The organism is Sinorhizobium sp. (assembly GCF_059070375.1).
This window is the reverse complement of record NZ_JCACWC010000001.1, coordinates 107920-127254: the sequence shown is the minus strand read 5'-3', so window position 1 is coordinate 127254 and position 19335 is coordinate 107920. Positions and strand designations below refer to the sequence as shown.

Genomic DNA, 19335 nt, shown 5'->3' with positions numbered 1-19335 from the left:
CGCGACTTCTCTTGAGCCCGCAGCGGCGCCGGACCGCTGCTGCAATGGCGATTGGACTACAGATCGAGCTTCGCGTCACCAGCGTCGCCTGCGTACGATTATTCACGATCTGCCACGGCGAACGAATTCTGATCGTCGTCGATGTCGTGGGCGGCACAGCGCTCTCAGCGCCTGCGAGCCGGACGTCACAATGGTTGGCGGCACCCGTATCGACCTGCCCCCAACCGGGTCGCTGCCGACGGCACGATGGTGTCGGCAAAGGACTGAACGGCCCATGCCTTCATGCGGAAATGGCTTGAGGTTCTAGGCACCGAGATCTACCACATCTGATACCAGTCCGGCACACCTTCGTGTGCCCTTCTTTCGCAGCAGTTTCGCCGCTCGCTAAACCGCCCCAGGGTTCCAACCGCGCCCTCTGTTGCCAAACATTTCGTATCCGTCCTTCGTGACGGCGAGCGTATCCTCGAGCTTGATGAAACCGCGCTGCGGATGGAGCATCGTCGTCTCGACGGAAATGACCATGCCTGCCTCCAGGGGCCGATCCGCATCTACGCCTTCGTAAGCGACGGGGTGGTTGGTCATCAGGAACGGTGCTTCGTGGCTGATGAGCCCCATGCCGTGGCAGAAGAAGTCGGTAAAGTCGGCCGAAGGCGAGCTTCTCAAAGCCTCTTCCGCCGAAGCAATCATCTCACTGCCTCTCGCGCCGGCCTTGATCCTGGCAAAGGCTGCCTGCTGGATCGCATCGACTTCAGCTAGCAAGTCCTCGAGCTCCGCATCGGGCTCGCCGAGCACGCCCATCCGGCAAAGGTCACCGATATAGCCCTGGTAGTTGCCGCCGGAATCAATCGAAAGCACCTCACCCTTCGCCCATGCCTGCGGAGAGGCCGCACGGTTGTGACTAGCACCCAGGGTCAGCAGGCAATACTCGAAATACAGTCCGCGATTGGTCTCTTCTCGCCTGAGCCGTTCAATGATCTCGCCCTTGGTGGATCCCTCTCGTGCAGCCGCGATGGTGGCGAGCATTGAATCAGTGATCAGTTCGGAGGCAACCTTGAGCTTCTCCAGCTCTTGCGGTGTCTTGATCGAGCGCAGTCGCTCGAGCGTATGCGTCGCCTCCACGAAACGCGCACCTTCAAGGCGAGAAGCCAACAGATCCCGCGCATCGGCCGGCAGGAAGGGCGGTTCGATGCCGATGCGAGCACCCGACTTACCGATCTTTCTCAGATGCTCGACCGCAAGCGCTGCTGCGTCGAGTGTACCCCATGTCGCCGTATGAACGGCGGGTGTCCAGAAAGGGTTGTTCTGGTGTTCTCCCCCTTCCATGCGGTTGCCAATATACGCCGAGTGATCGGGGGAGCCCTTCTCATAAACGACGATCGGCAGATAGCGGCTGTGGCCAATCGCATCCATTGCGGCGAAGAAGATGAACTTGTAACCGCCCAGCAGGTACTGCGCGTTGTGCTTGGATGTGGCGAGCAGAACGTCGATGCCCGCCTCCTCCATGAGCTTGTCGAGTTTCGCCGCATCGAAGGGGGGCCCCGCCGCTAGCGTTTGTCTTGGGCTGATGTCCACGGAATTTCTCCCACAAAGCCGTTGTCGTGCGCCCTTAAGTACCGGGCGGGATTAGACGGAAATCCGGCAGATCCCGAAGCGCACGCTCAGGGCCTGCCGGTGAATAGACCACGAAAAGCTGCATCGGGCCGGGACCCGTGTTCCTTGTCGAGTGGAACCGGCTTTCCGGTACATAGATAGTGCAACCGGGTCCAACCCTCTGCGTCACCGGATCGCCGTTCTCGTCCTCCACCATCTGCTCGCCCTCTCCCGAGATGACGAAAATGATCTCTTCGGCTCCCGGATGATTGTGACGCGCATGCCCCTCGCCGCTCGGCAAATCCACCACACCGCCCGAGAAGCGCTCAGCCCCGTTCACCTCCGGCGCGACCGTCAGCGCAAGCCGGCCCCAGTCGAAGCCGAAACTGTCAACATCAATCGGGTAGAGAAAATATTTGTCCTTTGCCATGCCGCGGCCTCCTCCGCATCCTGCTCGCTTCAAACCACCGTACTGATGGCAAGCGCCTTGAACTCTTCCGTCTGCTTGCGGATCGCCGCCTCGGCAGGCAGGCGTTCCATGGAACTTGCGCCATAAAAGCCATTGCAGCCTGGGCAACGATCCAGGACGTACCCTGCGTCCTCCGGCATCGAAATCGGCCCCCCGTGGCAGAGCACAATGACGTCCTTGCGTACCGAGCGCGCGGCCGCCGCTATCGCGTCGATTTCGGTCGCGCAGTCGTCGAGCGAGATCGCGGAAGTGGCGCCGATCGCACCTCCCGTGGTAACGCCCATATGAGCGACAACGATGTCTGCACCCGCCTTCGTCATCGCGATCGCTTCTTCCTCGTTGAAGACATAGGGTGTCGTCAGCAGGTCGAGCCGGTGGGCCTCGGCGATCATGTCCACCTCGAGACCATAGCCCATCCCCGTCTCCTCAAAGCTCCGCCGCATCCGTCCATCGAAGAGGCCGATGGTGGGGAAATTCTGTACGCCGGAAAAGCCCATGGCCTTCAGTTCCGCGAGAAACTGGGGCATGAAAACGAATGGGTCGGTGCCATTGACGCCGGCGAGTACCGGTGTCGCCTTCACGACCGGCAGCACCTCCAAGGCCATTTCCTTCACGATCTCATTGGCATTTCCATAGGCGAGCAGACCGGCCGCCGAGCCACGGCCCGCCATTCGGTAACGGCCGGAGTTATAGATGATGATGAGGTCGATGCCCCCGGCCTCCTCGGCCTTGGCCGAAATCCCCGTTCCGGCCCCACCTCCGATGATTGGCTTGCCGGCGGCGATCATGCCGTGGAACTTTTCAAGAATGGTCTTGCGGGGGATTAGTGGCATCGGTGTCTCTTTCAGAGTTGGCAATGTCTCGGTACGCGCCGACTGCGGCCTCGGCGAACTGCGGATCGTTGATGTGGAGCGGAAGGCGTTCGATGCGGCGCCGGTCATTTCTATCGACGGTGGCTTCCAATGCCTCGAAGAGCGCCGCATCCGCTGCAGGATCGAAGAAGGCGCCGCCCTCGATATCCAGTGCCGACACGCCTCGCTCCGGGATCAGGAACCGGACAGGTCCGCTGCAGAGGTTCAGCTTTGCGCCAATCCATCTTCCGATCGCGGCGCATTCCTCCGGAGTCGTGCGCATGAGCGTGACGTTTGGATTGTGGCGGTACAAGAGCCGGCCGGAATATCGCTCCGGCACCGTCTCTGGCGCCCAGAAATTGACCATATCCAAAGCCCCGACGGAGCCGACATAGGGCAATTCGGTGCGCGCAATTGCGCCGAAACGATCCTCGGTCGCCGGCAACACGCCGCCGAAGAGAAGATCGCACACCTCCGTCGTCGTGATGTCGAGCACACCCGATAGAAGCCCGCTGTCGGCAAGCTTCTCCATTGCTCGTCCACCGGTGCCTGTGGCGTGGAAAACCAAACAGTCATGGTCGGCCTTCAATTGTTCAACGATGGCAGTCACACAGGGCGTCGTCACGCCGAACATGGTCAGGCCGAGAGCGGGCTTCGCGGCCGTTTCGTCTGCCGGCCTGTTCGCCATGGCGGTAATCGCCTCGGCCGCATTTTTTAGGATCACGCGGCTCACGCGGTTGAGCCCGGCCATGTCGGTAACCGACGGCATCATGATGATGTCTGAGACGTCAACATAAGGTGCCACGTCGCCGGACGCGAGCGTGGAGACCATGACCTTCGGTAGCCCGAGCGGCAGCCTGCGCATGCCGGCGGTGATGATCGACGTCCCGCCGCCGCCACCCATGCCCACCACACCGGCGACGTCGTCCCGGGCGGGAAGGAACCTCGCAAAGGCCTCGCCCATCGCAGCGATCGCCGTTCCCCGGTCGTCGCCGGAAAGCACCGCGGCGACACCGCCCGGATGGGCCGCGGCCACGGTTTCGGCGGAAATGTCGACCATTACCTTGGGGCGACGCGTTCCGACATCGACCAAAACAGGCTGGCCGCCCGCGGCCTCGACGCAGGACGCAAGATAAACGAGTTCCTCCCCCTTCGTGTCGGCCGTGCCGACGACGTAGATGTGCTTCATCTCTCCTCCCCGGCGACCCTGGCCCTCCTCTGCCTTGAAAGCCGCCTCATGCCGACCGGTTTGCCGACACTTGCAAAATTATGAGATGCGCGTATCGTAAAGATATGGATGTCTCACGTCAACAGAGCGAATCCGCCACACACGCCGAACGCGGTCCCCGAGCCCGCACACGCAAACTCATGTTGGATACCGCCACACGGTTGATGCAGTCCGGTATAACCCCCTCGGTGAGTGAGGTCGCGGAAGCCGCCGAAGTTTCGCGCGCCACTGCCTACCGATACTTTCCGAGCCAGGCGGCGCTGGTTCATGCGGTGGTGCACGAGGCGCTCGGCCCGATCCTCGACTGGAGATCCGAGGCACCCGATGCGCTCACCCGCGTTGGGGATCTGCTCGCAACTGCCATGCCGCGCATCGACGAGTTCGAAGCGACGTTCAAGGCTGCACTGAAGCTCTCGCTCGATCAGTGGGCGCAGCGGCAGGCAGGCACGCTTGGTAACGAACCACAGCTCACGCGAGGGCACCGCGTCGAGCTCCTTCGACAAGTCACCGTGCCACTCGAGGGCAAGGTGCCGGCTGAGGCCCGCGAGCAGTTGGCTCAGGCGCTCTCGCTTGTTTTCGGTGTCGAGGTGCTGGTCGTGCTTAAGGATATTTGGGGCCTCTCGTCCGAACGTGCACAAGCGGTTGCAGAATGGGCGGCGGCAGCCTTGGTCGAGGCGGCGGTCCGCGATGCGCAATCCGCGACATGATCTCGCGCATTCTCGTCGACTCGAGGAACTGGTTTGACCAATTTAGATAATGCGCGTGCATGACGACTTATGGACAACTCATTCCTGGTTGAACTGGGGGTAAGGCATGCAGGTTTAATTCCGTAACACTCCCGGCATTGCGAGCGGTGGCCTGCGGCAATGGCGAGGAAACAGTACCCTTGACGCTCGTGAGATTTGGTAATACCAGATTGGTGCTGCGTTCGCTTGGGCTTAATATCTGTCCCAGGCCGCAAGGGTCGGAGGAGGACCCGCCGCAGAAGCGCCAATCAGGAGGATTTGACAGACGAACCGCCGTGGAAAAGGCGGGGCGGGATACACAAAAGGGGAGGAATATTATGCGCAAGACAGTGGCCGGTCTGGTGGCTGGTATCAGCTTTATGTTCGCCTGCGGGACTTCCGCGCAATCACAAGAACTGACGATTTTCTGGGCCGAATGGGACCCCGCCAATTATCTCCAGGAGCTTGTAAACGAATACGAGGCCGAGACCGGCGTGAAGGTCACGGTCGAAACGACTCCATGGGCGGACTTTCAAACGAAGGCCTTTACCGAATTCAACGCCAAGGGCTCGGCCTATGACATGGTCGTCGGCGACTCACAGTGGATCGGCGCCGCATCGGAAGCCGGCCACTACGTCGACCTCACCGAGTTCTTCAACCAGCACAAGCTAAACGAGGTGATGGCTCCAGCCACGGTGAAGTACTACTCGGAGTATCCTGCGAACTCCGGCAAGTACTGGTCGATCCCTGCTGAGGGCGACGCTGTCGGGTGGTCATACCGCAAGGACTGGTTCGAGGACCCGAAGGAGATGGAAGCCTTCAAGGCGAAGTATGGCTATGACCTCGCTCCGCCCAAGGACTGGAAGCAGTTGCGCGACATCGCCGAGTTCTTCCATCGTCCGGACCAGAAGCGCTACGGCATCGCGATCTACACCGACAACTCCTATGACGGCCTCGTTATGGGCGTAGAGAACGCCATCTTCTCTTTCGGAGGAGAACTCGGAGACTACAGCACTTACAAGGTCGACGGGATCATCAACTCGGAGAAGAACGTCAAGGCTTTGGAAGCCTACCGCGAGCTTTACGGCTTCACCCCTCCTGGCTGGGCCAAGTCCTTCTTCGTCGAGAACAACCAGGCGATCACCGAAAATCTGGCGGCGATGAGCATGAACTACTTCGCCTTCTTCCCGGCGCTGGTCAACGAAGCATCAAACCCGAACGCGAAGGTCACCGGCTTCTTTGCCAACCCGGCCGGCCCGGAGGGCGACCAGTATGCCGCTCTCGGAGGCCAGGGCATCTCCATCGTCTCCTATTCGGAGAACAAGGAAGAGGCGATGAAATTCCTTGAGTGGTTCGTCAAGGACGAGACACAGAAGCGCTGGGCCGAGCTCGGCGGTTACACGGCAAGCGCCAAGGTATTGGAGTCCGAAGAGTTCCAAAACGCCACGCCCTACAACAATGCATTCTACGAGACCATGTTCAGAGTGAAGGACTTCTGGGCAACGCCCGAATATGCCGAGCTGCTGATCCAGATGAACCAACGCATTTATCCCTATGTGACGGCCGGCCAGGGTACAGCGAAAGAGGCGCTCGACGCTCTCGCCAAGGACTGGAACGCGACCTTCAAAAAGTACGGCCGCCAATAACGAACGACACGCGGGTGGGTGCCCGGCTCCCTCCCGCTCTTCAACTTGGCACCGGACAGGGCTCGCGCCGGACGCGGCGCCGCGCTCAGGCAATACGCAACAGATGGCGCAAGTGCGCCCGGCGTCGGCTCTGGGAGGAGGAGCACATTGGCCACCGTGGTTATGACATCGTTGGATTCGAAGTCGCGCGCTGCTTCGCGCGGCTTGAGCGACATCAAAATTCGCAATCTGTTCATTATTCCGACGATCCTGTTCCTGATCGTCTTCAACATCTTCCCGTTGATCTACTCGCTCGGCTATTCGTTCACCGACTTTCGTGCTTCGACGAACGCGCCGGCCACCTTCGTCGGCCTGCAGAACTACCGGGAACTGTTAAACGACCCCTTCATCTGGGCGAACTTCGCAATTACGGCGAAATACGTGATCGTGTCGGTTGCCGGTCAAGTTGCCGTCGGTTTTGGCACGGCGATGCTGCTCAACCGTGAAATCCCCTTCAAGGGTCTCATCACGACACTGCTTCTGCTGCCGATGATGTTGTCGATGGCGGTGGTCGGGCTCTTCTGGAAACTACTCTACGATCCTTCCTTCGGCATCATCAACTACGCGCTCGGCCTCGGCTCTTTCGAGTGGCTGGCGAATCCCGAAATGGCACTCTACGCTGTCGCCATCACCGACATCTGGATGTGGTCACCCTTCGTGATGTTGCTCTCGCTCGCAGGCCTCTCGGCCGTACCGAGGCACCTTTACGAGGCGGCTGCCATTGACCGAGCGGGACCGTTCTACACGTTCTTCCGTATCACTCTGCCGCTCGTTGCGCCGATACTCATGATCGCAATCATCTTTCGCACGATGGAGGCTTTCAAGACTTTTGATCTCGCCTACATTCTCACCAGCCAACCGACCACGGAGGTGATCTCAATCCGCCTCTACAAGATGGCGTTTCAGGAATGGCAGACCGGGCGGTCCTGCGCACTCGCCTACATAGTGCTGATCATGGTGCTCGCGATCACCAACATTTACGTCAAATATCTCAACAGGGTGAAGGAGCGCTGAGATGGCGGCTGTCCAGACTCGCTCCGAGCGCGCGCTGAACCGGGTAGCGATCGCCGCCGTGCTCGTAATCACGCTGCTGTTCCTCGCACCGATCTATTGGATCACGTCTACGGCCTTCAAGCCGCGCAACCTCGCGACGACCATCCCCCCGACGGTCATATTCGAGCCGGAGATCTCGCCGTTCGTCAAGCTCTTCACCAAGCGCTCTCAGTTGCGGTCAGCACCGGATCCCGAAGACTATGCTGCCGCTCCCTGGTGGGAACGGCTGGTCTTCGACGGGGGGGAAAAGGTCGTGCGTTCGGGACGCGGTGAGGTGCAGTTATCCGGCTACCCCAACCGCTTCATGAATTCGCTCATCGTGGCGATCACCTCTACGGTGCTCGCCGTCGGCATGGGCACCTTCACGGCCTACGGCTTCTCGCGTTTCAAAGTGAAGGGCGAAGCGGACCTGTTGTTCTTCATTTTATCGACACGCATGCTGCCGCCCGTGGTCGTGGCGATCCCCATGTTCCTGATGTACCGGGCTGTCGGGCTGAACGACACTCACTGGGGTCTTATCATCCTCTACACCGCCTTCAATCTGTCCTTCTCGGTCTGGCTGATGAAGGGCTTCATCGACGAGATTCCGAAGGAATACGAGGAAGCGGCGCTCGTCGACGGCTACACGCGCTTGGAAGCCTTCTTCAAGATTGTGCTGCCAGAGGCCGCCACAGGGATCGCCGCGACCGCCGTCTTTTGCTTCATCACAGCGTGGAATGAATATGCTTTCGCGCTGATCATGACGAACCGGCGCGCGCAAACGGCACCGCCCTTCATCCCAAGCCAGGTCGGCTCTGGCCTTCCGGATTGGACAGTCATCGCGGCAGGTACCTTCCTGTTCCTGTTACCGGTCGCAATCTTCACCTTCCTGCTCAGGAACCATCTCCTGCGCGGCATGAGCTTCGGAGCGATCCGCAAATGACGTTTCGTGCCATAAATCAGAAGTATCTCGCGCCAGGCGCGCAGCTCCTGATGATATTCGGGATCATCGCGCTGTGCCAGCCGTGGAACCTGTTCCTTCATCGCTATGGACTGACGATGACGTTAGTTGGACTGATTGCCTTCATGATCACGTCGAAGGTACCGCCGGAACAGAATGCTGACGAGAGCAGGCCATGACGCAGATTGAATTACGCGGGATTGAGAAGCACTTTGGTGCCGTTCAGGTCATCAAGGACCTCAATCTCACCATCGCCGACAACGAGTTCATTGTTCTGCTTGGCCAGTCCGGCTGCGGCAAGACGACCACTCTACGCGCGATCGCCGGGCTCGAAACGATCGATGAAGGCGACATCCTCATAGACGGTCAGCCGGTGCAGCACATAAAGGCGTCGCACCGAGACATCGCCTTTGTGTTCCAGTCCTTCTCGCTCTACCCGCACATGACGGTCTTCGAGAATATCGCCTTCCCGCTCCGCGCCACGCGCGGCAACCCTACGGACATCGAGCGCGAGGTTCAGGCGGTTGCAAAAACGCTCCAGATCACCCATCTGCTCACCAAAAAACCCTCCGCTCTTTCCGGCGGCGACATGCAGCGCGTGGCGATCGGTCGGGCACTCGTCCGGCGTCCCAAGGCGATGCTTATGGATGAGCCGATCGGGGCGCTTGACGCGAAGCTCCGCGAAGAGATGCGCGCTGAAATCAAGCGACTTCACATCAAACAGGGCTCGACAACGATCTACGTCACCCATGACCAGGTCGAAGCGATGTCCCTCGCCGATCGCATTGTCGTCATGCACGAAGGTGTGCTGCAGCAAGTCGGCAGCCCTCACGAGGTCTACGCTCGTCCTGCCAACATGTTCGTCGCGCAGTTTGTCGGGAGTCCGGTAATGAACATGTCTGACGTGACGGTTTGCGAGGACGCGGGGCATGCGCGCGTCGTGGTGGGAGGTGCTCCAACGTCCTTCGATTTTCCGTCGAATCTCACGGCCCAGCTCGCTGTCGCTGGGGCTCCAAACGGAAATCTCACCCTCGGCGTACGACCTGAAGGGGTTCTCGTGTCGAGGGAAGCACGTGAGGGCTTCGTGCCCGTCGAGGCCCATATCATCGAACCGCTCGGCTCGCATGACATCATAGACCTACAGGTTGGCGATCAGATGCTACGCGCGCGGACAAAAAGTGGTTTCGTACCCCGGCCCGGCGAGGCCGTCTGGGCTCGCATAGATCCGGCTCAGGCGCACTTCTTCGACAGCTCGACTGGCACATCTTTCGGGATCAGGCTCTGATGGCGCATATCGAACTCAAAGGCATCACCAAGACCTTCGGAACCCACACCGCCCTGAGGGATCTCAGTTTGGAAATTGCCGACGGGGAGTTTTTCGTGCTGCTCGGCGAGACCGGCGCCGGCAAGACGACGACCCTCAGGCTGATTGCCGGGCTCGAGAAGCCTACGAGCGGACAGATCTTCATCGACGGTGAGGATGTCGGCGACTGGGGCGCCGCCGAGCGCGACGTGGCGCTCGTGCTGCAGCAGTATTCGCTCTATCCCCGCTATACCGTCCGCGAGAATCTCGAATTTCCGCTGAAATCTCGCATACGGCGTGTCGAACCGGTCGAAATCAAGGAGCGTGTCGCCCGTGTCGCGAGGACGCTCCGCATTGAGCATCTGCTCGACCGCAAGACGGACCGCCTATCGGGTGGCGAGATGCAGCGCGTGTCCATCGGCCGCGCCATCGTGCGCAAGCCGCGCGTCTTTCTGATGGACGAGCCCCTTTCCGCCCTCGACGCCAAACTGCGCGAGGCGCTGCGCACTGAACTCAAGAACCTTCAGATGAATCTCGGCGCGACCTTTCTCTTCGTCACCCACGATCAGATCGAAGCCATGTCGATGGGCGACAAGATCGGCGTACTCAACAACGGCCAGCTCGTTCAGACAGGCACCCCACAGGAAATCTATCGCAATCCAGTCAACACTTTCGTTGCACGTGCAGTTGGATCGCCGCCGATGAACCTGATCTCCGGCAAGCTCGCGGCCAGCGAGGCTATCGCTGACGAAGGCTACCGCTTGCCTTTTGATGCTGCGCTCGGCGCCGCGCTTGACGGACGGCCCCTGACCTTCGGCATCCGCCCTGAGGATCTCTTCCTCGAAAGCGGCGCACCCGGCGAGGCCCGCGTGCACGACGTCGAGAACCATGGCGTCGAAAAGATCGTCACGCTTCGTACAGGCAACCACTTCTTGCAGGCGACGGTGCCAGCTCAGGCCGACCTCGAGATCGAGGAGTCTGTTCGCTTCTCCTGGAATCCGGAAAAAGTCGTGCTCTTCGACGGCGGAAGCGGGATAAGCCTGCGCCATGCTGGCTGAGGCGTCATTAACGACAAAAACCGATTCCATCCTGGTCGTGCCTTCCCGCCCGCTTGCGCGTCATTCACATGACCATCAGGACGCGTCCATCCGGGTTGGGCGAAGCCCTATGCAGGGAACCGTCGCCTGTAGTGTTCCACAACCTCAGCGTTGCGGAGATTAACGGGCAATCCCCCTTCCATGACGCGGATCGCTTCGGCCGCAGCTCCTATTCCCATGCGCATCATGCTTTGCTCTGTAATACCGGCGAGATGAGGCGTCACGATCACATTGTCCTGCCGGAAGTAGGGATGCTCGGACGGGAGGGGCTGTGTAGAGAACACGTCAAGGGCAGCGCCGCCGATACGCCCCAGCTCTAGCGCCTCGATCAACGCACCATCATCCACGACCGGACCGCGCGACACGTTGACGAGGATCGCGCCCGGCTTCATGCGCGCAATTCGCTCGCGGCTTAGAAGCCCGGTCGTCTCGGGCGTGAGCGGGCAACAGAGAACGACGATATCAGCCGTCGAAACCAGATCGTCGACTGAGAGAAACCGGACACCGTTCGGCAGGCTTTCCGGCGAGCGGCTGTTCGCAACGACCTCCAGCTGGAACCCGTACTTCGCGATCCGGAAGACCGCCTTTCCCACATTGCCCATGCCGATGACGCCCATGATGCGGCCAGCGAGATCAAGTGCTCGGTCGCAGTGGGCTCGCCCAGCACTCCAACCCATGTTTCTGAGATCGCGGTCCATAGGACGGAACTGGCGCAGCAGCGCAAGCGTCACCATGAAGACGTGCTCCGCAACGGTCGGTGCGTTAACGGCCGGCACGTTGGCGATAAGCACACCGGCGGCCGTGGCCGCGTCATAGGGAATCATGTCGAGCCCCGCACCGTGCCGGACTACGGCGCGCAGGGCCGGTACATTTTCGAAGAAGGCCGGCGGTATCGGCGCGCGCACGATGACAATCTCCGCACCCTCACCTTCGCGAAGCAACGTCTCGGGATCGGGGGCGGACGCGACGCGAAGATCACCCGCCGCCTTCAGCATAACTTCGGCGTCGGGGTGCAGGCGGTGGGTCGAGAAAATGAAACTCATCGGCCTCCTCATTGCCGACCGGGGACTACTCCGCGGCTGTCGCAGGCCCCCCGATGAGGCCCTTCCAGTAGCTTTCCGCGCCCTGAAGATGCGCGTTCATCAAAGCTTGGGCGAGATTGCCATCGCGTGCGAGCAGCGCCTCGTAGATACGGATATGTTCTTCATGCGAGCGGCGGCTGCGGGCGATATCAGCGAAGTAGATAGGCAGTCGCTGTTCGCCCATCGTGTAATAGACGCTGCAGATCCGGTGGAACACGCTGTTCTTCGTCGCCCGCACGATCTCCAGATGAAAGTCCCTGTCTTCGCGCGCGAGGCCCTCGCCTGCAGCGATCTTCGCCTCGGAAGCGGCGAGAATTTCGCGCAGCCGTTCGTAGTTCTCCTCCGTCGCCCGCGCGCAGGCGAGCTCCGCAGCCTTGATTTCGTGGATCTTGCGGAGTTCCACCGTCTCGTAGATCACGATCGGGTCGAGTGGCACGCCAGCGCGCGCGAAGAGTGCTATGGCTTCGACACTCGCCTCCGTCGTCGTCAGATAGATACCCGACTTTGGCCGACGCTCCACAATGCGCATGGCTTCCAGGATTGCCAGAGCCTCCCGGAGCTGTCCCCGGCTGACGGCGAAGTGCTCGGCGAGCTCCCGCTCCGAGGGTGTTCGTCCACTGCCGCTCGAAGTTGAAAATAGATGGGCCGCCAGGTCCGAAAGCAGATTGTTTTCTTTCATGATTACAGTCTTTGCGCATGAGTCTCCAGGACGCGCTCCTTTATCGTAAATCCCAAGCCGGGTTTATCGGGAATCTCTAGCATCCCGTCTCTCACGGCGACAGTCTCCTCGACGAGGTCGTGGATCATCGGATTCGCGCCGACCGAGTATTCGATGACGAAGCTTGCCGGGGAGGCCGCGCAGATGTGCAGACCAGAGAAGAAGCACGGGGCACCGGCCCACAAATGCGGGGCAAGACGGAGGTTGAAGGCACTGGCGATCGCGCCGATGCGCATGGCCTCCGTAATGCCACCGCAGAACGCCGGATCGGGTTGGAAAATATCGGCTGATCGCAGCACCGCAAGGTCGCGGAAAGCGAAGCGAGTGGCCTCGCTCTCGCCGGCTGCGATCGGCACGTTTCCAGCGGCGCGCACTTCCGCCATGCCGGCCTTATCGTCTGCGATCACCGGCTCCTCGAACCAGGCAAGATCGCAATCCCGGACGAGCTGGATGAAACGTTTCGCGTCGGCAACCGTATAGGTGCCATGCGCATCGACCATGATATCCACCGAGGGGCCAAGCGCCTTGCGGGCAGCACGCACGCGGGCCGCCGAGACATGCGGTGCGCGGTCCATCGCTCCGACCCTCATCTTGACCGCCTTGAAACCGCCACTGGCAAGGTAGGACTCCAGTTGGGCGCCGATCTTTTCGGCACTTTCCCACCCGCCGGAAGCATAAGCAGGCAGCCGATCCGCTTTACGCCCGCCGAGCAGCTTCCATACCGGCACGCCCAGCGATTTGCCAAGGATGTCCCACAATGCGATGTCGACGGCACTGATCGCGGCAATCGAGAGGCCCCGGCGTGAAAGCTCCGGCATAGCATGACCTGACACCGCCGCCGTTTCGTGGCGCACGCCATTGTAGAGCATCTCCCAGATGGCAGAGATATCGGCGGCGTCGCGACCGACGAGCCTCGGACCCACTTCATAGTTGAGCATGTGAACGAGGGTGCCGTAAGTACCCGCGCTGCCCGCAGCATTCTTGCCCTCGCCCCACCCCACGATCCCGTCATCTGTTTCTATGCGCAGGATCGCCGCGTCGAAGGTTGTCAGGCGACCAAAATCGCTGCGATGCTGCCGATTGGCTTCGATAGGTATGCGAACCCACCAGGCTTGGACAGTCTTGATACGCATTTCGCCTCCCAACCCCGCAGCACGCCGGCCGCAGGGCATACTCGGGACCCGTCCCTCACTTGATCAGCGGCAGGATGGTCTCTGCGGTGATCCGCATCTGGTCATCGTAGAACTTCTCGGTCAGCAAGCTCGATCCGTGGTCCTGGATGAATTTGAGCTGCTCCGGCGGGATATCGACCGGATTGCGCTCGACCATATCGCGGTATTTCGCCGCTGGCGTGCGGTCTACCGGAGCCACGAACTCATTGGTGAGCGCGCCGTCATATCCGATCTCTTTCAAAGTGGCGACGATCTTCGGCCAGTCGAGATGGCCGAGGCCCGCCGCAAAGCGGTTGTTGTCCGCCACATGGAAATCGAAAAGCCGGTTTCCGGCAAGCCTGATCGCGTCGTATATGTCCTCCTCCTCGATGTTGAGGTGAAAAGCATCGAGGCAAACGCCGCAATCGGGATCAACTGCGTCGGCTAGCGCGAGCGCTTGGGCAGCGCGGTTGAAGAGATAAGTCTCGAACCGGTTGAGCGGTTCAATCGCCAGCCGGATGCCCTTTCCCCGCGCGTGAGCGAAGCACTCCTTCGTCGCCTCCACGACCCACTGCCATTCTTCCTCCTCGGTGCCATCCGGAACAACCTTGCCGACGGTCGCAGGTACAAGGGTGACGATCTCGCCTTCGAGCTCACTCACCATCGTTATAACACTCTTCACGTAATCCACTGACTTTGCCCGCTGGCCCTCATCCTTGGCTGCGAGGTTGCGCTCGCCGAGCGTTAGCGTCACCGCGCCCCAGCAGCGAATGCCGTGTTCTTTGAGCAGTGCGCGCGTGTCCTTGATGTCATACTGGGCCGGCTCGCCTGAAATCTCGATGCTCTCGTAGCCGTACTTCTTGATGCGTTTCAGCGTGACGGCGAGAGGCTCCGCCCGCATCCAGTTGTGCGTCGAAAGGTGCATAAACGTCCTCCCAAACCATCGTTACTGCCGCGGCACTCGAGAGTGCCGGGGCATCTCCTCCACTCCGACCGAACCCATTCTGGTTTGGCCAATTCTGCTTCATAGAAGGTCTATCCCAAAATACCTCTGCCGGCAAGCCGCTTACGAAGCCTTGCATTTCTGGGCGTTTTTACACGTTTACCCCGTTCGCGGCGCTTCTGTCCTAAATCATTGACGTCGCTAACTTGACCAGATCGCCGCATTTGGTATTACCAGATTGCGATCGGCGTGGGAGGCGTTGCCGCGGCAGTGAGAAACGGGAGGATGGAACCATGAAGATCGGTATGTGCATGTTTCTGTGGACGACGAGCGTCGGCCGGAAACATGAAAAGCTACTCCGGGACATCAGGGCGACCGGCTTCGACGGGGTAGAGATACCGATCTTCGAGGGCGCTCCGGACGAGTACCGCCGCCTCGGCGCATTGCTCGATCGCATAGGTCTGGAGCGCACCGCAGTGTCTGCCATGAGCGACCCTTCCATGAACCTGATTTCGCCTGACAATGCGACACGCAAGCGCGGCATTGCTTACATGCAATGGGCTATCGACTGCGCGGCCGCCCTGGGCGCGCACACGTTAAGCGGTCCACTGCATTCTACGCTCGGCCAGTTCTCCGGTACCGGGCCCACCGCCGCAGAACTGAGGCGGTCCATTTCCTCGCAGCGCGCGATCGGCGATCATGCCGCTCAGCGCGGTGTCACCGTTGCACTTGAGGCGCTGAACCGCTTCGAGTGTTATCTCGTCAACACAATGGACGACCTTGCTGCCCATATTGACGCGATCGGGCATCCGAATATTCGCGCCATGTACGACACCTTCCACAGCAATATCGAAGAAGCCGACCCCGTAGGGGCCTTCACCCGCAATGCGCACCGCATTGTTCATGTCCACATCTCGGAGAACGACCGCGGGGTGCCGGGCCGTGGCAACATTCCATGGCCGGAGACCTTCAAGGAAATCCGTGCGAGCGGCTATGACGGCTGGCTGACAATCGAGGCCTTCGGCCGCGCATTGAAAGACCTCGCGGCCGCAACGAAGGTCTGGCGCGATTTCTCCGAGACCCCCGAAGAGGTCTACCGGGATGGATACCGTCACATCCGGGACGGATGGGAGGCAGCGGCATGACAGACCCGGCCTTCCGGACTACATCCTAGAAGCTCCAGTTGAAATACCCTGTGTGGCGCCGCTCACCAACGCCTGGTTTTGCTAAGCTTGAGCCGGAGCTACCGGCATCTACGCCCCCAACCCTTCGCAACCATGTCATGGTGTCTTCAGGTGACTTCGAACCGCTCAAGCATCTTCTTGAGCTGCAGGTTTTGTCTCTGAAGTTGTTCGGCCAACAGCCGCTTAAGCCGCTTGTTTTCAGCATCAAGGGCGGCCACTTCGTCGAACGAGATCGGATCCGCGGCAGTCTTGGGATCCTCGAGTGCGGCCATTGAGCTATGCGTAGTCGCGTGGGTAGGGCGCCGGCCGACGCGCTTTCGGGGTGTGCGTTTTGATGTTGTTGTCGGCTGCGATGTCTGCTGACTGTCCTGCACTTGCGCAACAGCTTCGGTAGCCGGACAATCGGACTCATGCTGCTTCGCGATTTCAATTTCCGTACCGTCGGCCGACGCTGGCGCTGCTTGGTCAGAAAGGTCATCGCCTGCGGATTCGTTCGCGAAATTCGCAGTCACGGGAGCGGTTGGAGCCGCGTCATCTGCTTCAGGAGTTCCGGGTGCTTCATCTGACTTGAAAAGATGCGGGACCTTGTCTTCTACTTCGCGGGCCACTGCCTTAAGGTCAGTGTCCCCCCAGATGGAATTCGTCCGAGTCTTTGGCTGTCGCCGCCCCGACTTGAACTCGACAACGAAACTCCGCTGTGGCGTTTTCATATACTCTCTCGATTCCTGAGTGCCGTAAAAGGAACAACGCCGACCGGCGCTACTGTTGGCGGACAAATACAGCTCCTCCCGGCACAGTTCAACTGCCCGGCACCCGAAGCGGCGCCGCGTCCTTCGCGTCGCCAACTTCGCAGCTTACGTGCGTGCCACTAGCCGTCCAAGGGGTCTATTCGCGGCTATGCCCGGTCTATCGAGAAATTATTTCCGGCGTACCGCAGGACCGGATGGCCGCTGAAGAACCAACGCCTGCAATTTAAAGTCAATCCAGCTCAAGTCTTTTGCGCAGTTCGGCGTTTTCCGCCCGCAGCTTCTCCGCCAGTAGCTTGCGGAGCCTTTGGTTCTCCTCTTCGAGTTGGACAAGGTCTGCCAACTCATCGCCGGCCGGCACGGGCCTGGTGCCCTTAATACCCTTAGTGTCGTTTTGCTTGACGGCCTTCGCAGCGCCTTTCCAATGATAGTAGGTTTGCTCCGATATGCCGGCGCTCTTGATAGCGTCTTTGAGGGTACTGTTGCCTTGGACTTGCGTCTCAATCAGCTTGAGCTTCTCGCTCTTCTCCTGTTCGCTATACCTCCTGGGTTTCGCGGCCAACGCCTTTGATGAAGCTTGCACTGGTTCGGCAGCCGTCTTTGGACGCCGTGCCGACCTCTGCTTCTTGGTCGTCGGTGCTTTCACTTCTGCGTTCGCCGCTTCAGTTGCAGCAATCGGTCCCGTGTTACTTTCGTCAGCCATCAACAATTTCCTCCTGTGGTCATTGCCTGTTTTCTGCTTAGAGCACCACAGAGTCAACTCAAGCAAAAGAGTTCTGCTTTACGGATGGTTGATATTAGGCTTATGCCAGCAATGTGCCGATCAACGGGGAGTAAGGCTACGAGCTGTCGTCTCAATGACGTGACTCGGAGCGTCGCTACGCTCACGAAACATCGAAGCGCTCGAGCATCTTCTTGAGCTGAACGTTCTGCAGACGAAGCTTTTGAGCGAGCTGGTTCCTCAGCATTTTGATTTCTGCATCGAGTGTTGCCACTTCATCAAAGAACAGATCCCGTGAAGACGGGAGTTGAACGCTTAGATGATCCGTTGCGGTGACAGGGATCTGTGCAGCCACCTGCGCGTTGGCATTCTCCCCACGTTCTCGTCGTTTTATCCGTGCTTTCGTTTGAGACTTTGTGCTTACCGCGTTTTTTTGTACCAACGAAGGCTCTTCGCCAACCGTATTGTCAGCTTCACGACGCGCCGGTGCGTGAGCTTGTGCATCATCGATCGGCGGTCTTATTACCTGCGCAACACTGTCACCACCTTTCGCCTTATCGGATGCACTCGACTCTTGATCAACTAGCTTCGAACTGGGTAGCAGTGCGGACGTATGCACCACGTCGCTCTCGAGGGCCTTGGGATCGGTGTCATTGCCAGTCGAACTGTCCTGCGCTTTCGCCGACGCTCGACGCGACGTCAGTTGGGCAATGAATTTCCATGGTGATTTCATAGTGATCCGACCTTGAGCACGCCGGACGGTGATCCTGCTGCCGCTGTCCCTTCCTCACACCTTTCGAGACTGCACCGCCGTCGCGGTAACGAGCCTGCGCAAACTGCTTGCCGTGGCATACTCGTCAATGCCATCCGGATCACGCCTTGTATCGATCAAACGCCGTCAGCCTTTTTAGGGGTGGGTCGGCCTCTTCCCACTGATAGATCTCCGAAATGCTGGAGAACGCCTGGCAAAAGGGACGACCGAAGCGGGCATTGTGGGCGATTACGAGGTCGGCGGGATCGATCAATGCTCCAAGCAAGCCGACATCAATCATCTGCCCGGCAACCATCTCATCGGTAATTTCTGTGAGGCGGGTGATTTCAGGCGGGATCGGGACAGTCGGCTTCTGCAGGCCGCCGAAAAGACCTGTGACGTCGCCGATATGGCCCTCGTCATCGAAGGTAAACGCGACTGCGCCGATTTCGATGATCTCGTCCTTCCGGTGGTCGAGGCCGGTCGTCTCGGTGTCAACGATCACGCCAACGCGCGGATACCCCGGCCGCGGAGTCGCGACGATCTCGCGACCGACAAGCTTGCGCAGCACGCGATCGCTGCCGCGCTCCTCCAGCAACTGGGCCATGCTCTCGTCATCGAGGCGCCTCCGATACCGCAGTTTCAGGGGCGGTGGCAGCTTCACGAAAATATCATCGCCTGGCTCACACGGCGAGGGAAACATATCGAGCTGAGATGCCATCGGCCTCCAGTTTCCTTCGGCTTTGGCGCACCAACGGGTGCGGATCAGGCGTCAGGATAGAAACCGAGTGAGACGCTGGCAATGCGAAGGAGGGGCAAAACAGGACATTCAAGCCAAACTCCCCGGAAATCTGTCGAAAAGGGAACAACCTCCCCAGCATCACCTTCCTTCTGGCCGAAATACCTGCCCGTTGAGCGAACCGGTGAACCGTAGGAAAAACCAAAGAGGCGGCAAGATTGGTCGCAGTGACGTTGAACCGAACCAACCTCACGACACGAAGCCTCTGCGAGTCCACACACCACCTGGGAGATGGTACATCTTTCCGGGTTCGGCGACTTCTTAAGGCGGCATCGGCTCGACAGTCTTTGCCGCTGGTG

At 59.9% G+C, this 19335-nt stretch carries 19 protein-coding genes and 1 pseudogene; 8 read left to right on the top strand and 12 right to left on the bottom strand.

The window, feature by feature from the left end; genetic code table 11:
- Positions 1 to 384: 384 nt before the first annotated feature.
- Genes AC5J09_RS00635 through AC5J09_RS00620 form a run of 4 tightly spaced genes read right to left on the bottom strand, consistent with a single transcriptional unit; the run spans position 385 to position 4099 of the window.
- Entirely contained in the window at positions 385 to 1572 is a 1188-nt protein-coding gene (locus AC5J09_RS00635) for a M24 family metallopeptidase (RefSeq protein WP_494296570.1), read from the bottom strand.
- 34 nt (positions 1573 to 1606) lie between these two features.
- Complete coding sequence (locus tag AC5J09_RS00630; protein WP_029963114.1) at positions 1607 to 2020, bottom strand: cupin domain-containing protein; 414 nt, start codon at positions 2018 to 2020, stop codon at positions 1607 to 1609.
- A 29-nt stretch (positions 2021 to 2049) separates the two neighbouring features.
- On the bottom strand, positions 2050 to 2892 hold the full coding sequence (locus AC5J09_RS00625; RefSeq protein WP_494296569.1) for a phosphoenolpyruvate hydrolase family protein: 843 nt from the start codon (positions 2890 to 2892) through the stop codon (positions 2050 to 2052).
- Positions 2861 to 4099: a Tm-1-like ATP-binding domain-containing protein gene (locus tag AC5J09_RS00620; RefSeq protein WP_494296568.1), complete on the bottom strand. Its 1239-nt coding sequence runs from the start codon at positions 4097 to 4099 to the stop codon at positions 2861 to 2863. The genes AC5J09_RS00625 and AC5J09_RS00620 overlap by 32 nt, the downstream gene beginning before the upstream one ends.
- Before the next feature lie 104 nt (positions 4100 to 4203).
- On the opposite strand from AC5J09_RS00620, the gene AC5J09_RS00615 reads away from it, so the two are divergent.
- From AC5J09_RS00615 to AC5J09_RS00585, 7 genes are all read left to right on the top strand, one after another.
- On the top strand, positions 4204 to 4845 hold the full coding sequence (locus AC5J09_RS00615; protein ID WP_275598437.1) for a TetR/AcrR family transcriptional regulator: 642 nt from the start codon (positions 4204 to 4206) through the stop codon (positions 4843 to 4845).
- A gap of 356 nt (positions 4846 to 5201) precedes the next feature.
- Positions 5202 to 6509 (top strand): ABC transporter substrate-binding protein, encoded by a 1308-nt coding sequence (locus AC5J09_RS00610; RefSeq protein WP_494296567.1) that lies wholly within the window; start codon positions 5202 to 5204, stop codon positions 6507 to 6509.
- 147 nt (positions 6510 to 6656) lie between these two features.
- Positions 6657 to 7562 carry a carbohydrate ABC transporter permease gene (locus tag AC5J09_RS00605; protein ID WP_018098158.1) on the top strand — a complete coding sequence of 302 codons (906 nt, stop codon included), beginning with the start codon at positions 6657 to 6659 and terminating at the stop codon, positions 7560 to 7562.
- Between the two features lies 1 nt (position 7563).
- A complete protein-coding gene (locus AC5J09_RS00600; RefSeq protein WP_324765075.1) occupies positions 7564 to 8523 on the top strand; it encodes a carbohydrate ABC transporter permease in 960 nt (319 codons plus the stop codon).
- Positions 8520 to 8720 (top strand): hypothetical protein, encoded by a 201-nt coding sequence (locus tag AC5J09_RS00595; RefSeq protein ID WP_275598438.1) that lies wholly within the window; start codon positions 8520 to 8522, stop codon positions 8718 to 8720. The genes AC5J09_RS00600 and AC5J09_RS00595 overlap by 4 nt, the downstream gene beginning before the upstream one ends.
- The gene (locus tag AC5J09_RS00590; protein WP_275598439.1) at positions 8717 to 9826 is read left to right on the top strand and encodes an ABC transporter ATP-binding protein; all 1110 of its coding nucleotides are present in this window, start codon (positions 8717 to 8719) and stop codon (positions 9824 to 9826) included. The genes AC5J09_RS00595 and AC5J09_RS00590 overlap by 4 nt, the downstream gene beginning before the upstream one ends.
- Positions 9826 to 10902 (top strand): ABC transporter ATP-binding protein, encoded by a 1077-nt coding sequence (locus AC5J09_RS00585; RefSeq protein WP_324765074.1) that lies wholly within the window; start codon positions 9826 to 9828, stop codon positions 10900 to 10902. Before AC5J09_RS00590 ends, AC5J09_RS00585 begins: the two co-directional genes overlap by 1 nt.
- A 107-nt stretch (positions 10903 to 11009) precedes the next feature.
- Here the strand turns inward: AC5J09_RS00585 and AC5J09_RS00580 are convergent, their stop codons facing one another.
- Genes AC5J09_RS00580 through AC5J09_RS00565 form a run of 4 tightly spaced genes read right to left on the bottom strand, consistent with a single transcriptional unit; the run spans position 11010 to position 14817 of the window.
- On the bottom strand, positions 11010 to 11984 hold the full coding sequence (locus AC5J09_RS00580; RefSeq protein ID WP_494296566.1) for an NAD(P)-dependent oxidoreductase: 975 nt from the start codon (positions 11982 to 11984) through the stop codon (positions 11010 to 11012).
- Positions 11985 to 12009: 25 nt separating this feature from the next.
- Complete coding sequence (locus tag AC5J09_RS00575) at positions 12010 to 12702, bottom strand: FadR/GntR family transcriptional regulator (RefSeq protein ID WP_100673692.1); 693 nt, start codon at positions 12700 to 12702, stop codon at positions 12010 to 12012.
- Positions 12703 to 12704: 2 nt separating this feature from the next.
- The gene (locus AC5J09_RS00570; RefSeq protein ID WP_324765071.1) at positions 12705 to 13874 is read right to left on the bottom strand and encodes a mandelate racemase/muconate lactonizing enzyme family protein; all 1170 of its coding nucleotides are present in this window, start codon (positions 13872 to 13874) and stop codon (positions 12705 to 12707) included.
- 55 nt (positions 13875 to 13929) lie between these two features.
- The gene (locus AC5J09_RS00565; RefSeq protein ID WP_324765070.1) at positions 13930 to 14817 is read right to left on the bottom strand and encodes a sugar phosphate isomerase/epimerase family protein; all 888 of its coding nucleotides are present in this window, start codon (positions 14815 to 14817) and stop codon (positions 13930 to 13932) included.
- Between the two features lie 311 nt (positions 14818 to 15128).
- Here AC5J09_RS00565 and AC5J09_RS00560 point away from each other — a divergent pair, with 311 nt between their 5' ends.
- A complete protein-coding gene (locus tag AC5J09_RS00560; RefSeq protein ID WP_338280486.1) occupies positions 15129 to 15980 on the top strand; it encodes a sugar phosphate isomerase/epimerase family protein in 852 nt (283 codons plus the stop codon).
- 146 nt (positions 15981 to 16126) lie between these two features.
- On the opposite strand, the gene AC5J09_RS00555 is transcribed toward AC5J09_RS00560, so the two are convergent.
- From AC5J09_RS00555 to AC5J09_RS00540, 4 genes and pseudogenes are all read right to left on the bottom strand, one after another.
- Positions 16127 to 16729: a hypothetical protein gene (locus AC5J09_RS00555; RefSeq protein ID WP_494296565.1), complete on the bottom strand. Its 603-nt coding sequence runs from the start codon at positions 16727 to 16729 to the stop codon at positions 16127 to 16129.
- A 268-nt stretch (positions 16730 to 16997) separates the two neighbouring features.
- Positions 16998 to 17468 carry a transposase gene (locus AC5J09_RS00550; protein ID WP_338280483.1) on the bottom strand — a complete coding sequence of 157 codons (471 nt, stop codon included), beginning with the start codon at positions 17466 to 17468 and terminating at the stop codon, positions 16998 to 17000.
- Between the two features lie 181 nt (positions 17469 to 17649).
- The gene (locus tag AC5J09_RS00545) at positions 17650 to 18219 is read right to left on the bottom strand and encodes a hypothetical protein (RefSeq protein ID WP_494296564.1); all 570 of its coding nucleotides are present in this window, start codon (positions 18217 to 18219) and stop codon (positions 17650 to 17652) included.
- A gap of 196 nt (positions 18220 to 18415) precedes the next feature.
- A pseudogene (locus AC5J09_RS00540) lies at positions 18416 to 18940 on the bottom strand (exonuclease domain-containing protein); the annotation flags it as partial.
- Positions 18941 to 19335: the final 395 nt, after the last annotated feature.